Origin of the sequence: Carnobacterium sp. CS13 (assembly GCF_016653495.1) — a bacterium.
Classification (GTDB): domain Bacteria; phylum Bacillota; class Bacilli; order Lactobacillales; family Carnobacteriaceae; genus Carnobacterium_A; species Carnobacterium_A antarcticum.
This window is the reverse complement of the sequence record NZ_CP067364.1, coordinates 2,238,749-2,265,212: the sequence shown is the minus strand read 5'-3', so window position 1 is coordinate 2,265,212 and position 26,464 is coordinate 2,238,749. Positions and strand designations below refer to the sequence as shown.

General features: G+C 37.4%; 22 protein-coding genes, 2 pseudogenes and 1 other annotated feature. Of the genes and pseudogenes, 17 read left to right on the top strand and 7 right to left on the bottom strand.

The features are described from left to right. Window positions 1–13: 13 nt before the first annotated feature. Window positions 14–679 carry a sugar phosphate isomerase/epimerase family protein gene (locus JHE06_RS10660; RefSeq protein ID WP_236253508.1) on the top strand — a complete coding sequence of 222 codons (666 nt, stop codon included), beginning with the start codon at window positions 14–16 and terminating at the stop codon, window positions 677–679. Between the two features lie 110 nt (window positions 680–789). Then, window positions 790–1,869, top strand: coding sequence for a Gfo/Idh/MocA family protein (locus JHE06_RS10655; protein WP_201088741.1), 1,080 nt, complete (start codon window positions 790–792; stop codon window positions 1,867–1,869). Window positions 1,870–1,943: 74 nt separating this feature from the next. On the opposite strand, the gene JHE06_RS10650 is transcribed toward JHE06_RS10655, so the two are convergent. Genes JHE06_RS10650 through JHE06_RS10640 form a run of 3 tightly spaced genes read right to left on the bottom strand, consistent with a single transcriptional unit; the run spans window position 1,944 to window position 6,732 of the window. Next, window positions 1,944–3,764, bottom strand: a complete 1,821-nt coding sequence (locus tag JHE06_RS10650) for an ABC transporter substrate-binding protein (protein ID WP_201088740.1) — start codon at window positions 3,762–3,764, stop codon at window positions 1,944–1,946. A gap of 56 nt (window positions 3,765–3,820) precedes the next feature. Further along, window positions 3,821–5,284, bottom strand: coding sequence for an ABC transporter permease (locus JHE06_RS10645; protein WP_058919374.1), 1,464 nt, complete (start codon window positions 5,282–5,284; stop codon window positions 3,821–3,823). Between the two features lie 17 nt (window positions 5,285–5,301). After that, the gene (locus tag JHE06_RS10640) at window positions 5,302–6,732 is read right to left on the bottom strand and encodes an ABC transporter permease (RefSeq protein ID WP_089977969.1); all 1,431 of its coding nucleotides are present in this window, start codon (window positions 6,730–6,732) and stop codon (window positions 5,302–5,304) included. Between the two features lie 113 nt (window positions 6,733–6,845). Continuing rightward, window positions 6,846–7,131: a binding site (T-box leader), on the bottom strand. A 217-nt stretch (window positions 7,132–7,348) separates the two neighbouring features. Here JHE06_RS10640 and JHE06_RS12230 point away from each other — a divergent pair. Together JHE06_RS12230 and JHE06_RS12225 are read left to right on the top strand one after the other, a co-directional pair. Then, a pseudogene (locus tag JHE06_RS12230) lies at window positions 7,349–8,158 on the top strand (ABC transporter ATP-binding protein); the annotation flags it as partial. A gap of 18 nt (window positions 8,159–8,176) precedes the next feature. Beyond that, complete coding sequence (locus JHE06_RS12225) at window positions 8,177–9,079, top strand: ABC transporter ATP-binding protein (RefSeq protein ID WP_231726795.1); 903 nt, start codon at window positions 8,177–8,179, stop codon at window positions 9,077–9,079. A gap of 211 nt (window positions 9,080–9,290) precedes the next feature. Here the strand turns inward: JHE06_RS12225 and JHE06_RS10630 are convergent, their stop codons facing one another. Further along, complete coding sequence (locus tag JHE06_RS10630; RefSeq protein WP_058919371.1) at window positions 9,291–9,833, bottom strand: DUF2812 domain-containing protein; 543 nt, start codon at window positions 9,831–9,833, stop codon at window positions 9,291–9,293. Between the two features lie 2 nt (window positions 9,834–9,835). Then, complete coding sequence (locus JHE06_RS10625; protein WP_442857123.1) at window positions 9,836–10,153, bottom strand: PadR family transcriptional regulator; 318 nt, start codon at window positions 10,151–10,153, stop codon at window positions 9,836–9,838. A gap of 260 nt (window positions 10,154–10,413) precedes the next feature. Here JHE06_RS10625 and JHE06_RS10620 point away from each other — a divergent pair, with 260 nt between their 5' ends. Continuing rightward, window positions 10,414–10,755: a DUF1516 family protein gene (locus JHE06_RS10620; protein WP_058919370.1), complete on the top strand. Its 342-nt coding sequence runs from the start codon at window positions 10,414–10,416 to the stop codon at window positions 10,753–10,755. Window positions 10,756–10,862: 107 nt separating this feature from the next. Here JHE06_RS10620 and JHE06_RS10615 read toward each other — a convergent pair whose 3' ends face one another. Then, on the bottom strand, window positions 10,863–11,999 hold the full coding sequence (locus JHE06_RS10615; protein WP_236253507.1) for a helix-turn-helix domain-containing protein: 1,137 nt from the start codon (window positions 11,997–11,999) through the stop codon (window positions 10,863–10,865). A 55-nt stretch (window positions 12,000–12,054) separates the two neighbouring features. Here JHE06_RS10615 and JHE06_RS10610 point away from each other — a divergent pair. The 3 genes and pseudogenes from JHE06_RS10610 to JHE06_RS10600 all read left to right on the top strand — a co-directional run. Then, window positions 12,055–12,198 (top strand): annotated as a pseudogene (locus JHE06_RS10610) (glycoside hydrolase family 2 TIM barrel-domain containing protein); the annotation flags it as partial. A gap of 84 nt (window positions 12,199–12,282) precedes the next feature. Further along, entirely contained in the window at window positions 12,283–12,873 is a 591-nt protein-coding gene (locus tag JHE06_RS10605; RefSeq protein ID WP_201088739.1) for a PfkB family carbohydrate kinase, read from the top strand. Window positions 12,874–13,190: 317 nt separating this feature from the next. Continuing rightward, entirely contained in the window at window positions 13,191–13,475 is a 285-nt protein-coding gene (locus JHE06_RS10600) for a YkvA family protein (RefSeq protein WP_058919367.1), read from the top strand. 324 nt (window positions 13,476–13,799) lie between these two features. On the opposite strand, the gene JHE06_RS10595 is transcribed toward JHE06_RS10600, so the two are convergent. After that, window positions 13,800–14,204, bottom strand: a complete 405-nt coding sequence (locus JHE06_RS10595) for a hypothetical protein (protein WP_058919366.1) — start codon at window positions 14,202–14,204, stop codon at window positions 13,800–13,802. 514 nt (window positions 14,205–14,718) lie between these two features. Here JHE06_RS10595 and JHE06_RS10590 point away from each other — a divergent pair. From JHE06_RS10590 to araA, 9 genes are all read left to right on the top strand, one after another. Next, on the top strand, window positions 14,719–16,149 hold the full coding sequence (locus JHE06_RS10590; protein WP_201088738.1) for a 6-phospho-beta-glucosidase: 1,431 nt from the start codon (window positions 14,719–14,721) through the stop codon (window positions 16,147–16,149). Between the two features lie 424 nt (window positions 16,150–16,573). After that, window positions 16,574–17,662, top strand: coding sequence for a multiple monosaccharide ABC transporter substrate-binding protein (chvE, locus tag JHE06_RS10585; RefSeq protein ID WP_201088737.1), 1,089 nt, complete (start codon window positions 16,574–16,576; stop codon window positions 17,660–17,662). A gap of 73 nt (window positions 17,663–17,735) precedes the next feature. Continuing rightward, window positions 17,736–19,265 (top strand): multiple monosaccharide ABC transporter ATP-binding protein, encoded by a 1,530-nt coding sequence (mmsA, locus tag JHE06_RS10580; RefSeq protein WP_058919363.1) that lies wholly within the window; start codon window positions 17,736–17,738, stop codon window positions 19,263–19,265. Next, complete coding sequence (gene mmsB, locus JHE06_RS10575) at window positions 19,266–20,483, top strand: multiple monosaccharide ABC transporter permease (RefSeq protein ID WP_201088736.1); 1,218 nt, start codon at window positions 19,266–19,268, stop codon at window positions 20,481–20,483. 27 nt (window positions 20,484–20,510) lie between these two features. Next, on the top strand, window positions 20,511–20,825 hold the full coding sequence (locus JHE06_RS10570; protein ID WP_058919361.1) for a PTS sugar transporter subunit IIB: 315 nt from the start codon (window positions 20,511–20,513) through the stop codon (window positions 20,823–20,825). A gap of 336 nt (window positions 20,826–21,161) precedes the next feature. Further along, window positions 21,162–22,256, top strand: coding sequence for a GntR family transcriptional regulator (locus tag JHE06_RS10565; RefSeq protein WP_201088735.1), 1,095 nt, complete (start codon window positions 21,162–21,164; stop codon window positions 22,254–22,256). Between the two features lie 307 nt (window positions 22,257–22,563). Continuing rightward, window positions 22,564–24,171 carry a xylulokinase gene (locus tag JHE06_RS10560; RefSeq protein ID WP_201088734.1) on the top strand — a complete coding sequence of 536 codons (1,608 nt, stop codon included), beginning with the start codon at window positions 22,564–22,566 and terminating at the stop codon, window positions 24,169–24,171. Window positions 24,172–24,227: 56 nt separating this feature from the next. Further along, complete coding sequence (locus tag JHE06_RS10555) at window positions 24,228–24,929, top strand: L-ribulose-5-phosphate 4-epimerase (RefSeq protein WP_058919358.1); 702 nt, start codon at window positions 24,228–24,230, stop codon at window positions 24,927–24,929. 14 nt (window positions 24,930–24,943) lie between these two features. Beyond that, the gene (araA, locus tag JHE06_RS10550) at window positions 24,944–26,368 is read left to right on the top strand and encodes an L-arabinose isomerase (protein WP_058919357.1); all 1,425 of its coding nucleotides are present in this window, start codon (window positions 24,944–24,946) and stop codon (window positions 26,366–26,368) included. Window positions 26,369–26,464: the final 96 nt, after the last annotated feature.

The window sequence follows — 26,464 nt, the reverse complement described above, 5'->3', positions numbered from 1 at the left end:
AGAATGCAAATATTTGATCAATAATCAGATATATGATTTAAAACCTGGAGACATGTTGTTTTTAGATGGTTTGGATTTGCATAAAGCACATGTAACGGGCAATAAAGAGTTATACGTCGGTATGCTGCTTTTTGATGCGATGGCTTCTTTAGAAAAAGTCATCGAATTCTGTCATGAAGCAAACGATGTAGCTAAGAAATTAGCCGAACATGGGATAAAATTGTATTACCACAATCATCACATCGAATTCAAAAAATACGATGGAAAATATTTGTTGGATATTATCCGTGAAGAAGCTCCTTTATTAGGTTTTGAATTGGATGTCCACTGGGTACAACGCGGCGGTAAAAACCCGGTTTCTGTATTAAAAGACTATGCTGGAAAAGTAGATCTAGTGCATTTGAAAGATTATCGAGTCGCTAGTATCCCTCCGGAAGCTTTTGATGCTTTAAAAGAAGGGGACTACGAAACCTTTATGACGGCATTTGCCAATATCATTCAATTTGCGGAATTAGGCCAAGGCAGTTTAGATTTGCCAGAGATCATTGAACAAAGTATCGCCAGTGGAACACGTTATTTATTGGTGGAGCAAGATGATCAATATGGACGCGACCCATTCGACTGTTTGATTACTTCACGCGATTATTTGTACAACGCAGGCTACAAAAACTTATTTTAAATCTAGGAAATAAACGATATATGGGGCTAAGAGTTCGACGCTTAGCTCCATATATTTGTTAAGTTTATAATCAGAAGAATAAAAAAATAGTTGGTGGAAGGATGATCGAAATGAAGCAAGACGGAATGAACTATGCACCAAAAGGCAAGCCAAATCCAGTAGTTGAACCCGGTGAGTTTAATTTTGCCGTAACAGCTTTGGATCACGGACATATCAATGGGATGACCAATGGATTGCTGGAAGCAGGAGCAACATTAAAATGGGTCTATGACCCAGATCCAGAAAAAGTAGCCGCTTATCAAGAACAATTTCCTGAAGCGGCAGTAGCGGAATCATTAGAAGCCATTCTTGCGGATCCAGCGATTCAATTAGTTGCAGCTGCCGTTATTCCAAATTTACGCAGTGAGATGGGCAATCGAGTGATGCGGGCCGGAAAAGATTATTTTACGGATAAAACAGCTTTCACAACGATGGCGCAATTGGAAGAAACTAAAAAAGTTGTTGCTGAAACAGGCCGCAAGTTTTTTGTTTACTTTAGTGAACGCCTGCATGTTGAAGGAGCAGTTTTTGCAGGACAATTGATCAAAGACGGTAAAATTGGAGAAGTCATTCAAGTGACCGGTTTTGGTCCACATCGTTTGGACAAAGACATACGCCCAGACTGGTTCTTTAAGAAAGAACAATATGGCGGAATCTTGTGCGACATCGGCAGCCACCAAATTGAACAGTTCTTGTATTATACCGGCAATGAAAATGCTGAAGTTCTGCACAGTAAAGTCGGAAACTATGCTAATCCCGACACTCCTGAACTGGAAGATTATGGAGATGCAACATTCCTAGGCGACAATGGAGCAACTTTCATCTTTAAAGTCGATTGGTTTACACCAGATGGCTTAAGCACTTGGGGAGATGGCCGAACATTTATTACGGGGACTAAAGGAACGATTGAAGTTCGCAAATACCTTGATGTAGCGCGTGAAGAAACCGGCGATCATTTGTATTTGGTTACTGCAGAAGGAGAGGAACATTATTCTCTAACGGGAGAAGTAGGCTTCCCATTCTTTGGCGAAATGATCAAAGACTGTATCAACCGTACTGAAAAGGCTATGACACAAGAGCATATTTTTAAAGCTCAAGAGTTGTGCTTGATTTCGCAAGAAAAAGCAATGGTTATTCCAACAAAAAAATAAACAACTTATCCTTAACAAACGAAAAGCCGCATCAAAAATCCTATTATGGATTTCTGATGCGGCTTTTTCTTAGCTTATTTTGCTGAATCTAAATAATTTTGATAGAATTCTTCTACTTTAGCTGGATCGGCTACTAACTCATTTCCAGTGTCGACTAACGGACTAACAGTCGAGTAAGCTTTTAATTTCAAACCATCGTAAGCAGAACTGATTTCATCTTGGTTGATGGAGTAAAGAATCGATTTACGCAAATCGGCACTATCAGAAACATCCCGTCCATTGGTATTGAACAACATGTACGTTACACCATTACTTGGCATACTTTGTAATGTTAAGCTGTCTTCGCCTTCAACAACGTCATATTTTGTTTCATCTAATCCATACAATAAGTGGATTTCACCAGAACGTAAAGCAGATAGGGCACTATCCGCATCTCCGATAAAACGAACCGTCACATTAGCAATCTGTGCTTCGTTTTCTGTTCCAGCCATATAAGCCGGATTTTTTTGGAAAGTTGCGGCATAGTCGTCTTTTTGGATCATGATGTAAGGACCGCTGGCATACAAATGATTGTCATATGTTTCGCCTTTTGTTACGGTCCGTTGGTCTCCGTAAGGGATATCAGTAGTGATATCAAAGTTTTCGATATCGTATGTGTTGATGCTTTCAACTTGTTCTTGTGACACGATTCCTGCAGATTGGTGCGCCAAGTAGTTTAAGACTTGCGGGAAAGGTTCTGTTGTGGTCATTTTGATCACTTGGTAATTTCCTGAAGCATTATCAACTTGTTCTGCATCTTCTACAACTGCAGCAATAGGAGCTTCTAAACCAGCTTCTAAAGCTTCTTTGACAGACCCGCTGCCGTCAGACAACTGAGCATTTTCAAGTTCAGTAAGATCTGTAACCAAGCTAGCCGAGTCGATGTGCTCATGTAAACTGTACGTCCGGTGGTCTGGTACAGAATTCGGATTTTTTGCGCGGTTTAATGAGAAAATAGCATCTTGACCACTGACCATTTTACCAGTATCGACAGCTTGTCCATCTTCAACGGCTGCAAAATTAATATCATCGCGTAAAATGAAGTAGTAATCCGAGTTGCCGTCTGCGATTGCGTGGTTGTAACTTAAAGAGCCATCAGAAACAACTTTGTCATCATCTGTTAAGTTCACTAAGCGGACATACATATTCGTATTCAATTGATTAATCGATCCGTCATTGCCTTTGATAGGGTCTAATGAAGTCAAATCTCCCATCGTTTGCGTCAACAGCAGGGATTCTGTATCGTTCAAAGCCGTGTCGTTAAATTGCACGTTTTCCCAAGCAAAAGCACGCGATTTTGACAAACGAATAGAATCAGGCTTTAAGAGTTCGCTGTTAAATGCTTGAGCTTTTAAAGAAGTATAAAGCGGGGCGATATAAGCATTTTCAGTAACTAAGACATCTTCTAATTCTTTATACGTTTGAGTATACTCATCAGCAGTTTGCAGAGCTGCTTCATCAATCAAAGCATCTACTTCGCTGTTTGACATGCTGCTGTTATCGCCGTCTGTAATAAATAAAGAACGCACAGCATAGTCAGGATTTCCGGTTACAGTTGTCCAGCTTGAGATCGCTAGATCATAATTACCAGCTTCTTTTTGGGTTTGGAAACTAGCATAGTCCGGCTGAGTATTCAATTTTACATCGAAGCCATTTTTGATCAATTGATCTCTGACGATATTCATGTCGGTTTCATTGCTTGAAGTGCCTAATAGTTCAATCGTATTTTTTTCCGTTGTTTCACTAGTTGAAGCAGAGTTGCCGTTGCTCGCTTGGTCTTCTGTTTGAACACCACAAGCTGCTAATAAAACCACACCAGCTGTAAGAGTTAGTAGAGATAATAATCGTTTTTTCATTGCACTTAACCTCCAAGTTTTTTTATTGTCTATAAAACAAAGATAATGAACCCTTATTAATTCAATTTTGGATCGGTGGCATCTCGGATACCATCGCCCAAGAAATTAAATGATAAAACCAGCAGGATAATCGCTAACCCTGGATAGATCGCCAAATACGGACTAGTCTCTAAGTATTGGCTGCCGATCCTTAAAATATTTCCCCACTCTGGAATGTGAGCTTCAACCCCAAGTCCAAGATAACTTAAACTGCTTGTCGAAATAACGGCCGTTCCGATTGTTAACGTTGAACGAACGATCATTGGAGCCATCGCATTCGGGATAACATGCCTTGAAATGATCCGGCCGTTAGTTTGTCCCAAAGCCCGAGCTGATTCAATGTATTCCAAATTGCTGACTTGCATGACATTGGCTCGCATCGTTCTAGCATAAGATGGAATCGAGCCTAAACTTAATGCAATGACTAAGTTCGTTGTTGAAGCGCCAAATGCCGCTATGATCGTAATGGCTAACAGCATGCCGGGAATGGCGTAAAGCACATCCAATAATCGCATGATTACGTTGTCGGTCGTACGGCCGTAAAAACCAGATATTGCGCCTAAAACGCCGCCAACGACTAAAGGAATGGCGGTTGCGATCAAACCGACAGACAACGAAATTTGTGTGCCGAAAATAATTCTTGAAAAAACATCGCGTCCATAATTATCCGTGCCAAAAGGATAACGTAAAGAAGGACTTTTCAAAATCGAGCTGTAGTCATTTTGAACCGCAAAAGAATAACTAAACGTCCAATTACAGGTAACCGCCAGCATGATCAAAAAAGTAATGAACAGCAGTCCAAGCAAAGCGGCTTGATTTTTGATCAACTTTTCGCGAATACTGGTTTGACGTTTCCCTATGTGGTCGGGTTTATTATTTTGATACAAAGAAGCTGCGACAAAAAAGACAAGTATGTTCCCTGTAAGACCGGTCAGCGCCAGTATGAGCAACGTTATTTTTTGAACCGTTGGCTGCCAGTCAAACCATCTTTGTCCAAAGGCTAAAACGAAGCTATGGAAAATCAGAGAAGCAATCATCAGATAAAAGAGCGGTAAAAAAGTGTTCGATACAAACGGTTTGAACACATTCAATGCCGTCACAGCAATGACGAGTACATCTACCAACACCATATAAATAGCATAAATCAGGCTAGTCGTTAGTGTTTTTTTCAGCGTGATGATTCCTGAAATAAAAGCAAAGATATTTCCAATCAAAAGACTAAAGAGCATGACCACTGAAAGGATTTTAACTGAAGGAAGTTTTATTTCAGCATGGAAATCGTCTTTTTTGACCATTTGGAGTAACCATTGGTGTACTAAACTGACGAGTACATTTAAAACACCTATTCCTAGAATCACCGGTTTAAATCCAAACGGCTGAAATTGAATGCTCAGCAGTACCCATAATACGGCATACCCCCAAGTCAATCCATTGTTGAAGCGGATTTGTTGGTAAACCAAATTTGTTTGGTATGATTTCACTTAAGAGACACCTGCTTTCATCGTCCGCTTTTGATCCGAGAACGAATTCGTGGATCAATAAAGCTGTAAAGTAAGTCAATAAAGACATTGACCATCGATAAGATAACGGCGATATAAATAACGCCGCCCATAACACTTGGGATATCTGGAACAAACTGTTTATCGACAATATAGCTCCCTACACCATTGATATTAAATACTTTTTCCGTCACAGAGGAGCCGCCCAGCATTCCGCCAAACTGTAAGCCAATAATCGTAACGATCGGAATCAAAGCGTTTGGTACGGCATGCCGCAGAATAACTCTTCTAGTTGACAGGCCTTTAGCTCGGGCTGTCAAAATGTAATCTTCATTGATGACTTCCAGTGTCGATGAACGGGTCATTCGCGCAACCGAAGCCATCAAGCCCGTTCCCAGAACAACGGCTGGCATAATAAGAGAAACCAGATTGTCCGCATTGTAAGTAGCCGGCAGCCACCCTAAGTTGATAGAGAATGTCAAAATAAAGATCAATCCTTGCCAGAAACTAGGAATGGATATTCCGATCAAAGCAATCAACATAAAAAGATGGTCAAACGTTGTGTTAGCTTTAACCGCTGCATAAATTCCAGCAGGGAGAGCAACTACAACGGAAAGCGCCAAGGCGAATAAAGTCAATTGTAAAGTGACTGGGAAGCGACGCATGATCATTGTTACAACACGTTCATTTCCTTCAAAAGCATTGCCTAGATCAAATGTGAAAATACCTTTGATGGTTCGGCCCAACTGGATCAGATAAGGATCATCTAAGCCATGAACAGCATTAAAGTTGATAATTTGTTCAGGCGTTGCTTGTACTCCTAAAATGTTTGTCGCTGAATCTGAAGGCGATAAGTACAATAAAGTAAAGACGATAATGGTAACGCCGATAATAACGAACACCATCATAATTAAGCGATCAACAATGTAGCGCAACGTAGGAATAGAGACGATCAACAAGAGTACATACATAGGCAAGCCCAGAAATAGAGACAAAACAAAACCCAGCGGCTGCTGCAGCCATTTGACGGTTTCATTCAAGAAACTGGGCTGCTCGCTAGTTGATTCTTGGTAATAAGCCAATGTACGCTCCTTTAGTTCTTTTTGATAAGCCGTCTGATAAAGTTCATTCACTCTTTTTTCCATCTGTGCTTTCGAGCTGTTTTGCTGCAGAAAATCAGCCTTTCGTTTTTCTTGGTTCAGAAGGTTTTCCTTTAAAGCCGCTGCCGCACCGCTTTCTTCAAATGTTCGTTTGATTTTTTGCTCTACAGCGTGTAATTCAGATAAGCGATTCTTTAGTAAGTAGCGGATGAGCACGAGCAGTTGAAACGGGAAGCTGAGCAAACCTAAACCCAAGGCAATAATGCGTTGCTGAGAAGCTTCTTGATAAGATTGACTGATCGTTTGCAGCCAATTTGGTTTGGCGTGCATGGCATTTCCTCCTTTCGGTTTTTTATTTTTTTAGTGATTCGTTAGATGTGATTTTTCCTGAAAAACAAACAAAAAAGCCCTTAAACGGCTCTTCTTCATATGATGAAGAGCTGTTTAAGGGCAAAATGCAATATTTTACGGTTCCACCTTAATGGTTACAAAGAGAAAAAGAACTGCCATTCTTGTTTTACTTTGTATGCTTAATTCGGTACGGCGCCATAAATAACAGACGGATATACCGATTTGCTGTAACGGGCAAACCCGATATGGTCTAAAGAAATGTTCATTCAACCATACAACTCCAAGATGCACTTCCAAATTTTCTTCCAGATCCCTTTCCACCAGACGGGACTCGCTGTGCTGTCATCCAACTTGTACTTTTCTTTTCATCGTTTTTCAGAGGTGTTCACTTGTCTAACTAGACATAAATATAGCAAACACTCTTATATTCGTCAAGCGATTAAGTGAAAAACTTTTAATTAGTAAGTAACGGGGTTTATTTTTAGATTGAATCGTGTTACATTTCTAAGCAAGAGAACTGCCATTTAATACCTAAAACAGCCTAAACAGGATCATCTTTATTTATTTTGACTAAGAATGGTTAAAGGAGTCGCTTATGGAAACGCTATTGAATGTAAACAATTTATCTGTCTCTTTTACGACAGGAAGCAGTACACAGCAAGTCACCTCGAATGTTTCTTTCGCAGTTAAAAAAGGAGAAACACTGGGAATCGTTGGAGAATCTGGCAGCGGAAAGAGCGTAACGGCTCGCTCGATTATGGGGTTGTTAGCGCCCAATGCCTATGTTCATTCTAAAAGCAATATTGTATTTATGGGGAAAGATTTGCTTAGCCTGCCTGAGAAAAAAATGAGAGGTATACGGGGAAAAGATATCGGGATGATTTTTCAAGATCCGATGACTTCTTTGAACCCAACGATGACAGTCGGAAGCCAAATCACTGAAACGATTCTTTATCATGAAAAATTATCGAAAATAGAAGCAGAAATCCGAGCAAAAGACATTATGCATCATGTTGGGATCACTGATGTAGACGTACGGTACAAACAGTATGCCCATGAATTTTCAGGAGGCATGCGTCAGCGGATGATGATTGCTTTAGCGTTAGTCTGCAAACCGGCACTGTTGATCGCAGATGAACCGACAACAGCATTAGACGTCACGATCCAAGCTCAAATTTTGGACTTATTAAAAGAGGTTCAAGAGAAGTTTGGGACAGCGATTATTTTGATCACACATGACTTTGGTGTTGTAGCAAATATGTGCGATCAAGTGATCGTTATGAAAAATGGCCAAGTAGTAGAAACAGGCGAAACAAAAGACGTTTTTCAGCACCCGAAAGAAGCGTATACTAAAATGCTTTTGGCTGCCATTCCCAATTTGCATAAAGAAAAGTCAGAACGACATAAAAAAAAGCTGGCAGAAATCCACTCAGGAAAACGAAAAAAACTGCTAGACGTTTCTCATCTAGAAAAACATTTCCCTTTAGGAAAAACCGGTCTATTAAAAGCAGTGGATGACATCAGCTTTGCCATTTATGAAGGGGAAACCCTTGGCTTAGTTGGTGAATCTGGCTCTGGAAAATCGACTACCGGAAGAACGATTCTTCGTTTGCATGAAGCCACTGGCGGAGAAACCTTGTATCAAGGGTTTGACTTGAACCATCTGTCTCCAAAAGAATTAAAAACGATGCGCAAGCACATGCAGATCATCTTTCAAGATCCGTATGCTTCTTTGAATCCGCGAATGAAAATTCAAGATATTATTGGTGAAGCTTTGGATATCCACCATTTAGCCAAAAACAAAAAAGAACGCAATGCTAAAGTAGCTGAATTGTTGCGTCTCGTTGGACTAAATGAAGAATTTGCACAGCGTTATCCGCATGAATTCTCAGGCGGTCAAAGACAGCGAATTGGTATCGCACGAGCTTTAGCAGTAGATCCTGCATTTATTGTCCTCGATGAACCATTATCAGCATTAGATGCGTCTATTCAAGCACAAATTGTTGAACTTTTAGAAGAGCTGCAAGAAAGACTAGGGTTATCCTATTTATTTATTGCTCATGACTTAGCGATGGTCAAGCAGATATCAGACCGAGTAGCTGTGATGTACAATGGTCGAATCGTAGAATTAGCCGATGCGGAAGAATTATTTTCAAATCCCATTCATCCGTATACGAAAAAACTATTAGCTGCCATTCCAGTTCCAGACCCAGCTTATGAGGCGACTAAAAAACCAATAAGTGCAGCGACCGATGAAGAAGCTGGATTTCATTCAGAAAAAAGTGTCTTTAAAGAAGTCAGCCCTCATCATTGGGTAGCTCAATGAACTGAAAAAAATAAAAAAAGGTTTAAATCAAAGGGAAATTTGATTTAAGCCTTTTTTTACGGATACATATGAAATCATCTGTAAAAAAGAGATCTGTTCCAACCTCTATTAAATAATACTGCTTTTAATCCTGCTGCTATTCTTTTAGTTGAGGTACTAAATAAATATTCTGCACATATACCTACAGTTTAAATTAAATTGAGCAAGTTGCTTATGTCTGTTCTAATTGATTGATTTTTTTTGTTAAGTTAAAGAAAAGCTTTCCGTAGAGGATTAAAATAATCAGGAAACAAATGGTTATTGGAATACCGCTGATAAGGGATCTGGTAGTGAATAAATTTGATAATAGAAGAAAAAGCAAGATAAGTGACATAGTCATTCCGAACCAGGTCCAATGCATTCTTACCTTTTTCAATAAACCAATCATCGAATCCTTGTCCGTAAAGATTTCAAGATTTTGAGTTTCGTCTGTACTAAGTTTTCTGAAGTAAATCCAACTGCCTTGAAATATAGGATAAGAGTAAACAGCTTCCCAACCAGCATCTTCAAAAATAGCCAAATATTCATCTAAATCTTCTAAAGTTTCTTTGTAGTCAATACGATAAACATAGTTTGCCGGTTTACCTTGTTCAAATTGGTACTGAAAGTTTTTATATTTAGAAAAATGCCAGCCTTCTAAAGCCATATTATGCAGAAAATCCTGCTCTTTTTCCAGTTGATCTACTGTAATGAATTTAAATACTTTTTTCTCCATGATTATAGACCTCCTTTAGAGTTTAGATAGAGTTCCTCAATACGTGCTTTCTCACTATCTAAAATCTCTTTTCCTAAGGGTGTGATTTGATAAATTTTTCGGTTGCTTTCTTCTTTTACTGGTTCGATCAAACCGTCATTTTTCATCTTTGATAAAGTTCCATAAATAGTTCCCGGACCTAATGAAATACGTTTTTTAGTCAGCTTTTCAACATAATCAATAATGGCATATCCATGTTTCGGTGTAACTAAAGATAGAAGGATATAGAATGCAGTTTCAGTCATCGGAATATAAGAATGTTTCAATTTTTTGTTGTTCAATATATCACACCTCGATGTATTTGGTAAGTATAGTATATCACGCTGCGATATATATTGTGAAAGAAAAGGTATCGTAACGCGATGCTGTTTATCCTTAGTATTGCGGAGTGCTACTCCAGATATAATATGGATACCTTATAGACTAATGAAAATAAAAAAGAACAATAGTATAGTCAGCGATTCTTCTAATTGATTGAAAGTGACACTAGTGTTACAATGAGAAATGTAAACACACTAATTAATTAGAGGAGGAGAAAGAAATGTGGCTGCACACTCATTTAACAGCTTTTATACTTTTATTTATAGCCGTTTTAGTAAAATTACTTAACCAGGATAAAGAGATGAAACCACTCTTGATGGTCATACGGGTGATTTATCTTATCTTGATCGTAACGGGAGCACGTTTAGTCTTTTATACATTCGAATCTCAAATGGTATTAACGATAGTGAAGATTTTACTTGGGTTAAGCACAATTGGTATTTGTGAAATGGCCTTTAGCAAAAAAGGCACAAAAGCGATGAAAAATGGACTAGTTGGTTTACTAGTAATAACTGCAATTGTCGGGTTAGTACTAGCAGGCGGACGACCGTTTATATCTTAATAGAATTAGAAGAGAACATGACAAAAAAGGTGCCTCAAAAACAACAGTTTTTGAGGCACCTTTTTTGTCTAATTTCAATGTATACATAGCATTTCTCGAAAAAGTTGCTACTTATTTGTATTGGCTATGAAAAGAGAAGGAGTCATACCCGTCACTTTTTTAAACACTTTCCCAAAATAATTGGAATCATTAAAACCAACGAGTAAAGCAATTTCAGTAATGGATAGACTTCCTTTTTCTAAATAAGGTTTTGCTTCTTCTATTTTTTTGTAATGAATATATTGTGTTAGCGTCATGTGTGTTTCGCTTTTAAACTTACGGGACAAATGAGCTGGATTGACATAAATTTTTTTCGCGATTTCTTCCAACGTTAATGGATAATCGATGTGCAGCAAAATATAATGAATCGCTCTTTTGACAATATCACTGTACTCTGGATTTGAATACGTACGTACACTTTCGCTGTATTCCATTAAGAGCGCTCTTCTAATTTCATATAACGTTGGCAGATCCTTGGTGCGTTCAATCATGATGGCAAATTTTTCAGAAATGCTGTGCAGATAGATAGGGTGGACTCCGCCTTTTTCAGCAGCTTTTCGATTCAACGTGTTTAATGAGAACAAAAGGTTTTTATATGCTCGAATAGGATTATCGCTGGCCCGATACGAGAAGTCGATCAATTCTAGGTGCTCATCCATAATTTTGATGGCGAGAAGCCCATCGCCTTTAGCAACCACTGACATGAGTTCGTTTTCAAATTTATAGCGAGCTTCGATAGTCTGTTGTGTAGTTTCTTGTTTACTGAGGACTTCATGTTTTGTAGAGAAAGATGGAAGAGAATCAGATGATCGTAATTGCGGCGCCACATAAGGATGTGAAAACAAATTTGTCAAAAGGACATTCAAATGATTCAACTCATGGGGATGAACGACAATTAAAGAATCGTAAAAATCTTGCAGTGTTTTACGACTATGAAGGGGTAATTGATTGGAAGAAATTACACGGTTAATAAAGTCAAGGTTAGGCGCATTAGAAAGAAAAGGGCCAACAAAAATAGAACCTTGAAATTTTTCTTCTTCCCACAAACCAATCGCACTATATTCTAATCCAAAACTGGTATTAAAAAAATAGCAGCAATTCGGTTTTTGTTTCTGTAATTGTTCTGTTACCTTCAAAAAAGTATCCATAGTAGGCATTATTTCTTCAGAAAAAGATGGATGAACCAACTGAATTAAGTTTACCAACCGTTGCCAACAAAAGACGTTATGGCTGTGCCAGCTTCATTTAATGATCAAGGTGTCGGATTTTGAAATGAAGCAAGGTACCAATCGTGTGCAAGGGAATAAAAAAGGAGTATTCAATCGTGCTCGCCAGCCAAAAATGGTTGTTCGCTCACTAAGAGACCGCTGGAAAGCTATTCCTGATTTTAACTACAAAAAATAACGACAAGAAAATTGGGAGGATCAGGCATAACTTGATCCTCTTTTAAAAAAAGAATAAAAAAACGGTTAGGAAGTGGAAATAGCAATGAAGAAAGATGTTGTTTTAATCGGTGAAGCGATGGGTTTATTTAGTGCATATGAGTCTGGAAAATTAGACGATGCATATTATTTCTCCAAAAAAGTTGCTGGAGCAGAAGTAAACGTAGGAATCGGCTTATCTCGCTTAGGGATAGATGCAGAACTCATTACCCGCCTAGGGGACGATTACTTTGGACGTTACATTTTAAAGTTCTTAGAGTTAGAGGGAATTGGGACCGAATTCATTTCTCTGGATGAGGATAGCAATACGGGTTTCATGTTGAAAAGCAAGATGGATGAAGGAAATCCTGAAACAGCGTATTATCGAAAAGGCAGTGCCTTTTCCAAGCTGTTTATTGAAGATGTAATCGGTCTGGTTGATTTTAAAAATGTAAATGATACTGTAGGAGCAGGTGACGGATTTGCGGTAGGAATCATTAGCGGTTATTTAGATGGGTTAACTTTAGAACAATCCACTGTTCGTGCAAACGCTATCGGAGCGATCCAAGTACAAAACCTTGGGGATAATGAAAGGCTGCCAGATAGAGAGACGTTATTGGATTTTATTGAACAAGGGAACAGTTTGATTCAAGATTAACCAATTTATAAATGGTTATCCATTAATAGACAGAGTAGTTGTTTTTAACTATTCTGTCTATTTTTATTTAATTAAACTAACTTTTTTTCGTGTATGAATGTCATACTCTAGACTGATTTATTTCTTCGGGAAATCCGTTATACTAAAGCCATGAACGAAAGCGATAGGTTCAATAAAGAATCTTTGCCTATTATTTCGTTAATAAAGTCTCCCAAAAGGCTAGTTTTCTAAACAAGTTGCAAAAGCATCCGCTCAGTCTCAGAAATTTGGCAAGCAAGTCTAACTAATTTTTCTATAATTGCAAAGGATGATGAAAAATGAAAATGGTACAAAAGCAAAAGAAGACACCTATGACACAAATAAAATCACTTTTACTATCCCTTTTTAGTACAAAAGTAAGTGGGAAAAAGAAATTGATGGTAGGGGCAATCGTTCTTTATATTATCAGCCCTATCGATTTTATTCCGGATTTTATTCCTGTAGCAGGCTATGCTGACGATGTGATACTACCGATTTTACTGATTATTGCCAATAAATTATTGTCGGATAATAGCGGATTAGAAACCAATAAACCAATAAAAGAAGCTGAAAAGGTTCAATAAATCTACAAAAAAAGAATAGCTCTTTGTCGTGTTGGAAACTCTTAAAAATTGAAATTTCTTCCGGAAATTTTAAGATTGTAGATTACATTCATTTCCCTTATCAATACCAAAAACGATAGAAAAAAAGAATTGTCACATAGACAATTCTTTTTTTTAGCTTTAAATAAAATGAGATAGTGAATTTACTGAAATATGTTATCCATTATTTAACGCAGACCTTTTTTAAACAGAGAAAACAAAATCCCGTTCAATCTATCGGGAAAGTCCGACAAGAGATGAACGGGATTCTTTTAAAAAAGTACTGTCTATTGAGAAGTTGTTACATTAAGTTTTTTTGATGAATTGCTCCTTGCAGTGAGGACAGGTAATGTTGATTTTTCCTTTATTTCGCGGAACACGCAATTTTTCATGGCAGTTGGGGCAAGAGTAGAACTTATATGCTTTGCGTTGGTAAAATTTGTTCCGTTTTTTGTTCCATTCTCCCTTAAGCCGGCGAGTAAATGTTAGATATTTCAGGTTTTCTTGATACCGTTTTGTCCGATTGCGCGAAAATATTCGATAATAACTAATGATGATGGCTGCCCACCCTAGTAAGCCGCCAATCGGCCAATTCAGTAAATTAAACAAGATAATGAAAGCAAGACCACCGTAAAGCAAGAAGCTGGAGAGTTTATCCACGCCGTATCTGCCAATCATAAATTTCTGGAATTGAGTTTTGATTTTTCCCATTCAGTTTGTCGCCTCTTTCTGTATTACGTATATGGATAGTAATAAGTAGTATACCATTTCAAATAAAAGTTGCGACCGTCTTTGGTCTGAGTTTAGGGTTGAAGTTACCAATAGGGTTGAGGACGTTTAGGATGATTTCTTCAATGCACTTATTTTTTCTTGTACACCTAATCTGTGTAGTCTAAGCTAAATAAAATAAGGATGACACACAAAAAACTTTACACCAATCATAGGGGCTCCGCCCAAAATGATAGAAGCATGGGAAAGAGGAATATTCCCCCCCTGGATCAGGAAGTCACGTATTGGAATCAATAGATAAAAATCCTATTGTGTTTGACTGTACACAAGTTATTAGCGAACTAAAATTTGAGAGGAAATTAAGGTTCCTCACAAGTTTAACGGAATTTTTAATAAAACGCCTTCATAGTCCTTACAATGGAAAAACCACTGTGCTACACTAATAGAGATGTACAGAAATACAGCTTTCACTGAATAGAACTGAAGGAGGATATTTATGGGACTTAGAAAAGATTTTTTGTGGGGCGGTGCTACAGCAGCCAATCAATGCGAAGGTGGCTATAATAAAGGCGGACGCGGTCTAGCGAACGTAGATGTCGTTCCGATTGGGGAAGATCGTTTTCCGATTATTGCTGGGAAACAAAAAATGTTTGATTTTGACGATGAGTATTTTTATCCAGCAAAAGAAGCTATTGATATGTATGATCACTACAAAGAAGATATTGCTTTATTTGGAGAAATGGGATTCAAAACCTATCGTTTATCCATTGCTTGGAGCCGCATTTTTCCAAAGGGAGACGAAGCAGAACCAAATGAAGAAGGCTTGCAATTCTACGAAGACTTATTCAAAGAATGCCATAAATACGGCATTGAACCCTTAGTGACCATTACGCATTTTGATTGTCCAGTGCATTTGATCGAGAAATATGGAGCATGGCGCAGCCGCGAAATGATTGGTTTTTATGAAAATCTTTGCAACGTTATTTTCCGTCGTTACAAAGGGCTGGTAAAATACTGGTTAACGTTTAACGAAATCAATATGATTCTTCATGCTCCATTTATGGGAGCGGGTTTGTATTTTGAAGAAGGCGAAAATGAAGAACAAGTAAAATACCAAGCTGCTCATCATGAACTAGTAGCGAGTGCCATTGCTACCCGCATCGCTCATGAAGTCGATCCAGAAAACCAAGTGGGTTGTATGCTGGCTGCCGGGCATTACTATCCTTACTCTTGTAATCCAGAAGACGTTTTCAAAGCGCAAGAAGCCGATCGTGAGAACTACTTCTTTATCGATGTTCAATCACGTGGGGAATATCCTGCCTATGCGTTGAAAAGATTAGAACGTGAAGGCATCACGATTCAAATGGAAGATGGAGATTTAGAGTTGCTGAAAGAAAACACAGTAGACTTTATCTCTTTCTCTTACTATTCTTCACGTGTTGTTTCGACTGATCCAAAAGTAAATGAAACAACATCTGGCAATATCTTTGCATCTGTAAAAAATCCTTATTTGGAAGTAAGCGAGTGGGGTTGGCAAATAGATCCATTAGGACTAAGAACAACGATGAATTCATTGTATGACCGGTATCAAAAACCTCTTTTCATCGTTGAAAATGGCTTAGGTGCTATAGACGAACCAGATGAAAATGGATACGTAGCTGACGATTACCGTATTGACTACTTAGCAGCGCACTTGCAGGCTATGAAAGATGCCGTTGAACTAGACGGAGTAGATTTGATGGGCTACACAAGCTGGGGCTGTATCGATTTGGTCAGTGCCGGTACAGGTGAAATGAAAAAACGTTACGGTTTTATCTATGTTGACCGCGACAATGAAGGCAACGGGACTTTAGCTCGTTCTAAGAAAAAATCATTTGACTGGTACAAAAAAGTGATCGCAAGCAACGGAGAAGACTTATCTGTTTAAAGAGTGCTGATTCGTTTAAAACAAAAATGTTATATTAAGGTAAAGAGCCTTTCTCAATGGAGAAAGGCTTTTTATGATGCTTACGTATTGGTGAGTTGTGAGGTTTATACTATACAGATATTATAGACTATTCATCAATTTGTTCGGACAATAAAAATAAAAATGTTTACACGTACGTATAAGTGGGGTATAATAATTTTTGAAAGCGCTATTAAAAATTAAGTTAGGAGAATTAAAATGACATAATACGCGATAGCTGTTGACCTGATATACTGTTTATCCAATTGTATTTTAGAACTTGAATTTAAAAGGTGGTGTAGTTAAAGCAAGCTGAATTAGAAAGCAATTATTCTATTGCTAGTTTTAAAAATTGTAACAGTAGAACGCATAGTTAATTCAAAAAAATTAGTGAGGAGAAATAAAAATGACTAAAAAAAATATAAAAAAATTTATTTTGTCTTTTGTAGGACTAATCTCGTTTGTATTACTAGCAGCATGCGGCAATTCAGAAGCAGATGATTCAACAGCTTATATAGGTATTTCTATGCCGACGCAATCAGCAGAACGCTGGATTGATGATGGAAACAATATGGTTTCTAAATTAGAAGAGTTGGGTTACAAAACAGACTTACAATATGCTGAGGACGTTGTAGATAATCAAGTTTCTCAAATTGAGAACATGATTACAAAAGGTGTGGATATTATTGTAATCGCTTCCGTTGACGGATCAGCTTTAACGGATGTATTACAAAAGGCAAAAAATGAAGGAATTGAAGTTATTGCCTATGATAGATTACTAATGAACAGTGAAAATGTAGATTACTATGCAACTTTTGATAATTTTGGAGTTGGTGTTTTAGGTGCATCTTATATTGAAAACGCTTTAGGTTTGAAGGATGGGGAAGGACCTTTTAATATAGAATTATTTGGTGGTTCACCTGATGACAACAATGCCGTCATTAACTTTGATGGGGTTATGTCTGTGTTTAAACCTTATTTTGATAGTGGACAATTAGTTGTTCCTAGTAAACAAACCAAGTTTAACCAAATCGCTACATTGCGTTGGGATGGGGCAACTGCGCAATCTCGCATGGATAATCTTTTAAGTGCTAATTATACTGACGAAACGATAGATGCTGTTTTATCTCCATATGATCCAATTAGTTTAGGTGTTATCTCTTCATTAAAAGGTGTAGGTTACGGTTCGGACAGCAAACCATTGCCAGTTATTACAGGACAAGATGCTAACTTGCCAGCAATCAAATCTATTGTTGCCGGTGAACAAACACAAACTATCTTTAAAGATACTAGAGAATTAGCATCTGTAACGATGGATATGATCGAAGCAATCGTAAATGATAAAGAAGTAGAAGTTAATGATACAGAAACATATGATAATGGCGTAAAAGTCGTTCCTACTTTTACAGTAGAGCCAGTTTCAGTAGATGAAGACAATTACAAAGAGGTCTTGATTGACAGTGATTACTACACAGAAGAAGAAATCAATAATTAATAACTAATATATTATTCTGGGTCTTAGCTATTTTATTCTAACTAAGGTCCAGAATAAGATTAGGAGGGATTATGTGTCAGATATTATACTAGAAATGAAAAATATTACTAAAGATTTTTCAGGTGTGAAAGCATTAGATAATGTCAATCTTAAAGTTAAAAAGGGAGAAGTTCATGCTTTATGCGGAGAAAATGGAGCAGGAAAGTCTACACTTATGAAAATTCTCAGCGGTGTTTATCCTTTTGGAGAATACTCGGGAGATATCATTTACAACGGTGAAGTTTGTCAATTTAAATCAATATCTGATAGTGAACGAAAAGGAATTGTTATCATCCATCAAGAATTAGCCCTTATCCCTTATTTGTCAGTAAAAGAAAATATCTTTTTGGGAAACGAACAATCAAAGAAAGGAATCATTGATTGGGATTTAACCGAAAAGAAAGCTTCAAATTTATTGAAAACGGTTGGATTGACTATTTCCCCAAATGTTTTAGTTACACAGTTGGGTGTTGGACAGCAACAGTTAGTCGAGATAGCAAAAGCATTCTCCAAGAATGTTCAGTTGCTAATACTAGATGAGCCGACGGCAGCTTTAAACGAGGATGATAGTGAAAATCTTCTAGAACTTATCAAAGAATTTAAAAAACAAGGGATAACTTCTATTATTATCTCTCATAAGTTGAATGAAATAACAGATATTGCAGATAATGTAACCATTATCCGAGATGGAAAATCGATTGAAACATTGTCAAATGAACAAATTGACGAAAACCGGATCATCAAGGGAATGGTTGGAAGAGATCTAACGAACAGATACCCTGATAGAGAACCCAAAATAGGGAAAAAAATATTTGAAGTAAAGAATTGGAATGTTTATCATCCTCTGGATACGAAGAGAAAGGTGAATGATAACCTGAATTTTCACATCAAAGCTGGAGAGATAGTTGGTATTGCTGGATTGATGGGAGCAGGAAGAACTGAATTCGCTATGAGTGTTTTTGGAAAGTCCTATGGTTCTAACATCAGCGGGCAAATCATAAAAAACGATAAAGAAATTAAATTAAATAATGTATCTGAAGCCATTAAAAACCGAATTGCTTATCTCTCGGAAGATAGAAAGAATTATGGATTAAATCTATTACAAGACATCAAAGAAAACGTTACTATGGCGAGTTTGTCAAAAATTTCAAGTAAAGGAGTTATAGATAAAGAAAAAGAAATTACTGAGGCTGAGAAATATCGAGATAATATGCGAATAAAAACAAAAGATATTTATCAGAATGTAGGAAATTTAAGTGGAGGAAATCAACAAAAAGTGGTCTTAGGCAAATGGTTGATGTCTGAACCTGATATTCTTTTTCTTGACGAACCTACACGTGGTATTGATGTAGGAGCGAAATTTGAAATTTATTCTATTATTGAACAAATGGCGCGAGCAGGAAAAGCTATTTGCATTATTTCGTCAGAATTACCTGAAATATTAGGAATGTGTGACAGAATTTATACAATGAACGAAGGGCGCTTTACAGGAGATGTTCCTAAAGAAGGGGTTACACAGGAAGATCTAATGAAACTTATGACTGCTGAGGAGGCAATGATATAAATGGAACAGACAAGTGATGAAAAAACACTATCAAAAGAGAATAACAGAGAGAAAAAAACAATTAAAGATATAGCGTTAGATATTCTTAGCAAATACAGTATGATTTTTATTTTAATAGCTATTTTGATTGCATTCCAGCTTTTGACAGATGGAATTCTTTGGAAGCCGTTAAACATTACCAACTTGATATTACAAAATAGTCATGTGCTTGTTTTAGCCATAGGAATGCTGCTTGTCATATTACTTGGAGATGTAGATTTATCGGTGGGATCAGTTGTAGCTTTCGTTGGAGCTGCATCAGCTGTTATGATGGTTCAGTGGCAATGGCATCCAATGATCGCTATCATAGCCTCTTTGCTAGTGGGCGGTTTAATAGGAGCTTGGAACGGCTTTTGGATTTCTTATGTTGGTATTCCGGCATTCATTGTTACTCTAGCAGGTTTATTGTCCTTTAGGGGGCTGACTCAGGTTATTCTCGGCGGCACTACACTGGCACCTTTTCCTACATTTTTTACTAAGTTAAGTTCTGGATATATTCCTGACTTTATTGGTAATGGGGAACTACATTTAACCTCTATTTTAATAGGATTGGTTTTATCATTGCTTTCAGTTTGGAATATGTGGAAATCACGTAAAAGAAAGAAAGATAATCTATTCGAAGTAGAATCTTCAGCATGGTTTATAACTAAAGCAGCAATCATGTTTGCTTCAATTATGTTGTTGACTTTTGTATTGGCTTCTTATCAAGGATATCCAGTTATTTTGATTCTATTAGCCGTCTTAGTCATGATTTATGGTTTTTTAACAACAAAAACAACTATTGGAAGACAAATATATGCAACAGGAGGGAACCGAAAAGCTGCTGAATTATCAGGTGTTAAGACAAAGAAGCTGACTTTTTGGATCTTTGTTAATATGGGAGTTATGGCTGCTTTGTCTGGTTTGTTAGTAGCTTCTCGTTTAAATGCAGCGACACCAAATGCTGGTAATGGGTTTGAATTAGATGCTATTGCAGCAGTATATATAGGAGGAGCATCTGCATCAGGTGGTATTGGAACGATTCTTGGAGCCGTTATCGGCGGGTTGATCATGGGTATTTTGAATAATGGAATGTCTATTATGGGAATCGGTATTGATTGGCAACAAGCTATCAAAGGATTGATACTATTACTTGCTGTTGCTTTTGATATTTATAGCAGAAAAAGAAAAGCATCTTAATATATATATCTGAGGAGTGGATGATTTATGGAAAATAAAACAGTCCTTCTTATCTGTACAGCAGGAATTACAGCAGGATTAATCGTAAAAAACATTCAAAATATTATGGAAAATAAAGGGGAGAATTATCATATTTATTCTGCGCCTGCAATTGTTGCAGAAAATATTATAAAAGAACAAAAAATTGATGCTTTGCTGATTGCTCCCCAGTCTAAGTATGAAGTATCAAGGTTAGAAGAGTTGCTCAATTATAAAAAGGTACCGTATAGATTAATTGATGAGGAAGATTATGAGATATTAAATGCTCAAGCGATTTATAATAAATTGAAATCAATGTTATAACATAAGAAGGAAGAATTGCTAAAAATGATAACTAAGCATGTCATTAAGGGACAAAGTTATCTATTTAAATACCTCAAGCAGCTATGTCAACAGTATAAAAAGTTGACATAGCTGCTTTTTTTAGGCCATCTGTGTGGGAATGTTCCTTGCCAGTCAACAGTATTGGATAGGCAACACTTTATGATGTTTTCAACAAAAAAATTGAAGGCATTAACAATAACCGTAATAGAAAATATAATTTGCGGAAGTTTTATAAAATAAAGTTGTACGTTATTGCAACTATATATGACTTGCTGTACTATATACGTACGTACAAGTTTGAGGAGGAGCGAAACTATGGCGAGTGAACCCAAATATATAGTTATTAAAAATAAGTTGAAACAGCTTATTTTAAATGGAGAATATGATATAGGCAGCAAAATACCTTCAGAAGCAGAATTGAAGGATAAGTTTAATGTTAGTCGGCATACTATACGTCAATCTATTTCAGAATTAGCAAACGATGGTTATTTAAGAAGAGAGCAAGGATCAGGAACGTATGTAAGCAATCAATACCAGATAGAGACAAAAGAGACATCACAAAAAACGATAGGTGTTATTACAACGTATCTTTCTGATTATATTTTCCCCTCTATTATTAGAGGAATAGAAGACGAGTTGAGTAAAAAGGGATATGCTTTACTGCTGTCTAGTACCCAAAATAATGTCGAGAATGAAAAAAGAAGTCTCGAAATGATGCTTGAAAAGCATATTGATGGTTTAATTGTTGAACCGACTAAAAGTGCAGAGTTAAACCCAAATCTAAACTATTACTTACGTATGCAAGAGAGAGGAATTCCTTATGTGTCCATCAATGCTTCTTATGAAGAGTTGGATGCACCAGAAATAAGAATGGACGATATATTAGCAAGCGAAAAACTAACTTCTCATTTACTAGAATTAGGACATACCCGCATTTGTATGATAACAAAAACAGATGACTTACAAGGAAAAGAGCGAATGAAAGGATTTATCAGAGCTTATAGCAAAGTTAATAAAACATTTGATGGCAGCTTAATGATTACCTTTGATACAGAGCACATAGGTGAACTGCCAAAAGATATTGATCGTGTCTTAAAACTTGAAAACTCTCCAACTGCTTTTGTTTGTTACAACGATCAGATAGCTATAAAAGTCATTGAACGCGTTACTAATAGTGGAAAAGAAGTTCCGCTAGATATTTCAGTCGTCAGCCATGACAATTCTCTTTTGAGCACAGCAACAGATATAAAACTAACTTCTATTAACCACCCCAAAGAACAATTAGGAAGAGATGCAGCAAATTGGATTATACAAGCGATTGAAAAAAATTCATTTAAGCAACAATCTATTATTTATGAACCGGAATTAATAATGCGGTCTTCTACAAGTAAAAATAATGAAATTGATTAATCTATCTTTAATGGGCAGTACCGATCTATATTTGTCATTGAAATTCAAAAGAAGAATTGCTTTAATAATGCCAGTGAAATAGAACAAATTTGGCCTTTCAATGATGTTATATAGCGAAGAAAATAGCAACAATCGGCAGAATGAAATGATAGAAAAATAAAGTGGTATAAAAAACCTTTATGTACGTACAATTGTAATAAATATGTTGACGTGTACGTACATTAAGGTTATACTTTTATTGTAGATTTGATAGCGCTTTCTACTTTAGGTATTTTTATTAAAACTTTGAGGGAGGAGTGAATAAGAATTGAATAGTAAATTCGAAAAAATTAAAAAAGATATTTTGAGTAACCGGACTACTTTGGGAATCGAGTTAGGTTCCACTAGAATTAAAGCAGTGTTGATTGATTCAGACTATCGACCTATCGCATCAGGAAGCTATGAATGGGAGAATCGTCTAGAAGAAGGTGTTTGGACCTATTCGTTTGAAGACATTTGGAAGGGGATACAAGAAAGTTACCGAGTGATGGCTGAGGATGTTCAAAAGCAATATGGCGAAGTATTGACAGCGGTAGGCTCTATTGGATTTAGCGCCATGATGCACGGTTATTTAGCATTTGATAAATACGGGGAGCTTTTAGTTCCTTTTCGTACTTGGCGAAATGCAATGACGGAACAAGCTGAAAAAGAGCTGACCAAACATTTTGACTACCCGATCCCGCAACGATGGAGTATAGCCCACTTGTATCAAGCGATATTAAATGATGAAGAACATATAAATGAAATCGATTTCTTTACGACGCTTGCTGGATATGTTCATTGGAAACTAACTGGTGAAAAGGTGCTTGGGGTGGGAGATGCTTCAGGGATGTTTCCAATTGATGCGACAACTAAAAACTATCATCAGAAGATGCTTGTTCAGTTTGGAGACCTGATCCAAGAAAAAAAGTACGCTTGGAAACTTGAAAACATTTTGCCGGAAGTTCTAGTGGCAGGCAAAAAAGCCGGTTCATTAACGAAAGAGGGAGCACATCTGTTAGATCCTTCTGGAAATTTACAGGCTGGTATTCCTTTGTGTCCACCTGAAGGCGATGCTGGAACAGGAATGGCGGCAACTAACAGTGTGGCTGAACGCACAGGGAACGTTTCGGCGGGGACCTCAGCATTTGCTATGATTGTTTTAGAGAAAGAACTGGAAAAGGTTCATCCTGAAATTGATTTGGTGACGACTCCTACTGGAAGTTTAGTCGGCATGGTGCATACGAATAATTGTTCTTCAGACGTGAATGCTTGGATAAACCTTTTTGCTGAATTTACAGTTGCTGCTGGGCTGCAAATGGATAAGAATGAACTGTTTAGTCTTTTATTTAATGAGGCTCTAAAGGGAGAACCAGACGGCGGTGGTTTACTGTCCTATGGATATTATTCTGGCGAAAACATTACACATATGACTGAAGGCAGACCGTTATTTGTCCGTCAACCAGACAGTCAGTTTACTCTGGCTAACTTTATGCGTGTTCATTTGTTTTCAGCATTTGGAGCTATGAAGATTGGAATGGATATCTTAACAAAAGAAGAACAGATTAATATTGATTCAATCGTCGGGCACGGTGGGGTTTTTAAAACTGAAAAAGTAGGACAGCAAGTAATGGCAGCCGTGATGAATGCACCAGTGACTGTTATGGAGACAGCTGGAGAAGGCGGAGCTTGGGGAATTGCCTTGCTAGCTGCGTACTTGCGTGAAAAAGAGAGCGGAGAATCTTTGGATGGTTTCTTAGAGAAAAAAGTATTCAAAGAAGAAAAAGGATCGACTATTGCGCCTCTTCAAGAAGATGTGGCAGGTTTTGAAGTGTTTATTGACCGCTATCAAAAAGGATTACCAATTGAACAGGCAGCAATCGATTGTTTGCGTTAAATAAAGATAAAATACTATAAATAAAATAATGGAGCTAAAAAACAGGAGGTTGAAAAGTGTTAGATGCATTAAAAAAAGAAGTCTATGAAGCCAATATGCTGTTACCTGAATACCACCTGATTACATTTACTTGGGGAAATGTCAGCGGTATTGATCGAGAAAAAGGACTAGTTGTCATTAAACCAAGTGGCGTTGAATATGAGCATTTGAAACCTAGTGATATGGTGGTAGTGGATTTAGAGGGTAGAGTGGTTGAGGGAGACTTAAATCCTTCAAGTGATACGGCTACACATGTTGAGTTATATAAAGCTTTTCCTAATATACAAGGTATCGTGCATACTCATTCACCATGGGCTGTTTCATTTGCACAAGCTGGACGTTCTATTCCAGCAGCAGGAACAACACAAAGTGATTACTTCTATGGAGATATCCCAGTGACGAGAGCAATGAAAGAAAGTGAAATCGTAACGGAGTACGAAAAACAGACAGGAACAGTTATCATCGAGACATTCGACGAAAAAGGACTTTCACCTGAGGAAATTCCGGGAGTATTGGTAAACGATCATGGGCCATTTACTTGGGGAACATCCGCTAAAAATGCTGTTCACAATGCAGTTGTCCTGGAGCAAGTTGCAGAGATGACGTATCATTCCTTACAATTGAATCCATTTGATATTCGGATGGACCAAGTACTGTTAGATAAGCACTTTAAAAGAAAACATGGGAAAGACGCTTATTATGGACAAACTAAAAAATAGAGGAGCTAACTGAAATGTTGCAAACAAACGCTAAAGAATTCTGGTTCGTTGTGGGAAGTCAAAACTTATACGGAGAAGAAACGTTAAACCAAGTCAAGGAACATGCCGCACAGATCGTGGAAGGCCTAAATAAAAGCGGGGTTTTATCTTATCCTTTGGTTTTTAAAGACTTAGTAACAACTTCTGATGAAATCAAACATGTGATGAAAGAAGTAAACTACCAAGATAATGTTGCTGGTGTAATTACATGGATGCATACGTTTTCTCCAGCAAAAATGTGGATTGCTGGAACAAAATTATTGCAAAAACCATTATTGCATTTAGCAACCCAATTTAATGAAAAAATTCCTTGGGATACAATCGACATGGATTTTATGAACTTAAACCAATCAGCTCATGGAGACCGTGAGTATGGCTTTATTAATGCTCGTTTGAAGAAAAACAACAAAATTGTTGTAGGGTATTGGGGAAATAAATCAGTTCAAAAAGATATTTCCTTGTGGATGGATGCAGCCATTGGATTTATCGAAAGTCAAAATATTAAAGTAGCTCGTTTTGGGGACAATATGCGCCATGTTGCAGTTACAGAAGGAGATAAAGTTGAAGCAGCTATTCAATTTGGCTGGACTGTGGATTACTATGGTATCGGTGATTTGGTAGCAGAAATGGATAAAGTAACAAATGAAGAAATTCAATCAACCTACGAGGAATGCCAAAAATTGTATGAATTTGAACAAGGAGATAATGATCCGGCCTATTACGAAGAACACGTAAAAGAACAAATCAAAATTGAAATAGCGCTACGAAGATTCCTTGAAGCTGGCGGTTACACTGCCTTTACAACGAATTTTGAAGATTTGCACGGTATGAAACAATTACCAGGAATGGCTGTTCAACGCTTAAATGCAGAAGGATATGGTTTTGCTGGAGAAGGCGATTGGAAAACCGCTGCACTAGATCGCTTAATGAAAATTATGGCTAAAAACAAACAGACCGGCTTTATGGAAGATTACACATATGATTTAACAGAAGGTAGTGAAATGATTCTACAATCTCATATGTTGGAAGTTGACCCTACATTGGCAAGCAATAAGCCAAAGGTAATTGTGCACCCGCTTGGTATCGGTGACAAAGAAGATCCTGCTCGTTTAGTATTTGATGGAGCGGCAGGAAGCGGCGTTGTAGTTTCTATGCTGGACTTGGGAACTCATTACCGTTTGTTGATCAATGCTGTAGAAGCTGAAATACCAACTCAATCAGCTCCTAATTTGCCAGTAGCGCGAGTATTGTGGAAACCAAAACCAAACTTTAAAGAGGGCGTAACAAAATGGATTCAATCAGGCGGTGGACACCATACAGTTGTTTCACTCGTGTTGACGGTAGAACAGATTCAAGACTGGGCGAAATTAGTCAACTTGGAAACTGTAGTAATTGACTAAAAAATGTAACTTCCTCGAATAAAAAAAATTTAAGGAATAGAAGAGTATTAAAGTTATGTAAACTCAAAATGTTTTATGTTTAAAGCTGTGAGACGT